Below are 2,781 nucleotides of genomic sequence, written 5' to 3' on the forward strand. Positions count from 1 at the left end.
GGATCACTCCTGCACTGGACCCGCAAAATGATCGAAATCCGCCAACGCCACCCCGTCTTCGGCGTCGGCACCTACGTCGAACTCTCCGCCTCCAACCCCTCCGTCCTCGCCTTCACCCGCGAGATCACCGAGGACGAGAGCCCGTGGGGCGGCATGGACACGGTCCTGTGCATCAGCAACCTGTCGCGCTTCCCGCAGCCGGTCGAGCTCGACATGCGGCGGTTCGAGGGCTACTCCCCCGTCGAATGCATGGGCGGCGTCCAGTTCCCGGCCATCGGCGAACTGCCGTACCTGATGACGCTGCCCGGACACGGGTTCTTCTGGTTCCAGCTGATCCCACCGGAGGACGGCGATCCCGACGCGGGCATGGACGCGGGTCCTGGCACGCGCGCGGGAAGGACCGTCTGACGGTGCTGCCACCGGAATCCGACCTCGTCCGTGACCTCGCCGAGTGGCTGCCCCGGCAGCGGTGGTTCGGCGGCAAGGACGGCCCCATCGACGACCTGTCCATCGGCACCGCCACCGAGCTGCTCCCGGGCGATCCCGCCCTCCACCACCTGATCCTCGACGTCCGGCAGAACGGCGAAACCGACCAGTACCAGGTCCTCCTCGGCGTCCGCCGCGACCTGCCCGACCGCCTCCGGTACGCCGAGATCGGCGCGCCCGCCGGCGGGCGGGGCGCGAAGGCGCGGCTGTACGACGCGGTCCACGACCCGGACCTGACCCGCATCCTGCTGAACGAGCTGGCGGGCGGGGCGTCCATCGGCCCGCTGCGGTTCCACCACGCCGACGGCGCCCGCATCCGGACCGACCTGGCGAGCCTGCCCATCACCGCCGAGCAGAGCAACACGTCCCTGCTGTTCGGGGACGCCTACATCTGCAAGCTGTTCCGGCGGCTCAGCCGCGGCGTCAACCTCGACCTGGAGGTCAACCTCGCGCTGACCCGCGGCGGCTGCACGCACGTCCCGGCGGTGCACGGCTGGATCGAGCTGGAGCCCCACGGAAAGGGCGAGCCACCCATCACGCTCGGGCTCCTGTCGGACTACCTGCACACGGGCGCGGACGGCTGGAGCCTGGCGATCGCCAGCGTCCGCGACTGGTACGCGCACACCCCACCGCCCGGCGACGACGAGTGGGCGGAGCTGGACGCGAGCGCGGCCGGCGGCGACTTCGCGGCCGAGGCCGAGCGGCTCGGCGCGGCGACCGCCGAGGTGCACCGCGCGCTGGCGGACGCGTTCGGCGTGACGGTCGTCCCGGCCGGCGAGGTCCGCGCGATGGCCGCGCGGATGAACGCCGAGCTGACCGGCACCTGCCGCGCGGTGCCCGGGCTGGCGCCGCACGCGAAGGCGCTCACCGCGGCGTTCCTCGACCTGGCCGCGCAGGCGGAGCCGCTGCCCGTCCAGCGGGTGCACGGCGACTACCACCTCGGCCAGGTGCTGCGCACCGAGTCGGGCTGGACGCTGCTGGACTTCGAGGGCGAGCCGGCGCGGACGCAGACCGAGCGCCGGGCCCTCGCGCATCCGCTGCGGGACGTCGCCGGGATGCTCCGCTCGTTCGAGTACGCGGCGCGGTTCCTCATCACCAAGTCGGCTTCGGTGCCGACCGAGTCGGGGCCGTGGCTGGAGACGCGGGCGGAGGCCTGGGCGGCGCGGAACCGGGCCGCGTTCTGCCGCGGCTACGCCGCCGCCGGCGGGCCCGACCCGGCCGCGCACGCCGTCCTCATCCGCGCGTTCGAGTTCGAGAAGGCCGTCTACGAGGTGCGCTACGAGGCGCGGAACCGGCCGGCCTGGCTGCCCGTCCCGCTGAAATCGCTGGCCCATCTGACCGCATGATCAAAGACACCAAAGCCCGCATCCAATTCCGGGCCATGATCATGTAAAATCGGCGCGCTCTCCCAATTCCGCGGCGGCGGACGGGTATCCGATCTGTCGGCAGGAAGATCACCTGCCGGAAAGACGATGGGAAACGGAGAGCACGAGAATGTCCATCGCACGCCGCTCACACAAGACCGAAAGCGCATCCGGAGCATTCGCCGGCCATACCGGCCGCGGCCCGGCGGCCACCCGAAAACAGATAATGCTCCGGACAGCCGTCACCGCGACCGCGACGGTGACCGGGCTCGCGCTGACCGTGCCGATGGCCTCACAGGCCCTCGCCGCGCTCAATCCCACGGTGCTGCAGAGCCTGCACTTGGATTCGGCGACGCTGAAGAAGGTCCAGGCTTACGACAAGTACCGGACGCGTGAGGCGTCCCAGCGCAAGCGTGCGAAGAAGGCGATGCGATTCGCCCGCGACCAGATCGGCAAGCCGTACCGGTGGGGCGCCGACGGCCCGAGCGGCTTCGACTGCTCCGGCCTCGCGATGGCCGCCTGGCGCAAGGCCGGGGTGAAGATTCCGCGCGTCACCTACTCCCAGTACAGCAAGGTGGACCGGAAGGTGAGGATGAAGGACCTGAAGGCCGGGGACCTCGTCTTCTTCCACGGCCGCAGCCACGTCGGCCTCTATGCCGGGCACGGCCGCTTCCTGCACGCGCCGCACACCGGGGCCAAGGTCCGCATCGACAAGTTCGGCGCCCGCCGCAAGAAGCAGTTCGCCGGCGCGGTCCGGCCGGGCGCGCCCGCCTACCGGCAGTGGTCTCCGTCGGTACGGGAGCTCGTCGAGAAGATCGACCGCATGAGCGTGCAGAAGCGAGCGGAGCATAAGCCGCCTGATAAGGAGCGGACCCCCCATATTCCGCCACCCGCAGATACATTGCCCAAGAAATCCGACAATCCCCCAATG

The 2,781-nt window shown here is 70.8% G+C and carries 3 protein-coding genes; all 3 read left to right on the forward strand.

What is annotated here, in order from left to right:
• Positions 1–408: alpha-glucosidase C-terminal domain-containing protein (locus E1293_RS46105; protein ID WP_207939520.1), on the forward strand; the 408-nt coding region annotated here is incomplete at its 5' end.
• Positions 409–410: 2 nt separating this feature from the next.
• Positions 411–1,832 (forward strand): maltokinase N-terminal cap-like domain-containing protein, encoded by a 1,422-nt coding sequence (locus E1293_RS46110; RefSeq protein ID WP_132206352.1) that lies wholly within the window; start codon positions 411–413, stop codon positions 1,830–1,832.
• Positions 1,833–1,980: 148 nt separating this feature from the next.
• Positions 1,981–2,781: C40 family peptidase (locus tag E1293_RS46115; RefSeq protein ID WP_132206354.1), on the forward strand; the 801-nt coding region annotated here is incomplete at its 3' end.

The organism is Actinomadura darangshiensis (assembly GCF_004349235.1).
GTDB lineage: Bacteria > Actinomycetota > Actinomycetes > Streptosporangiales > Streptosporangiaceae > Spirillospora > Spirillospora darangshiensis.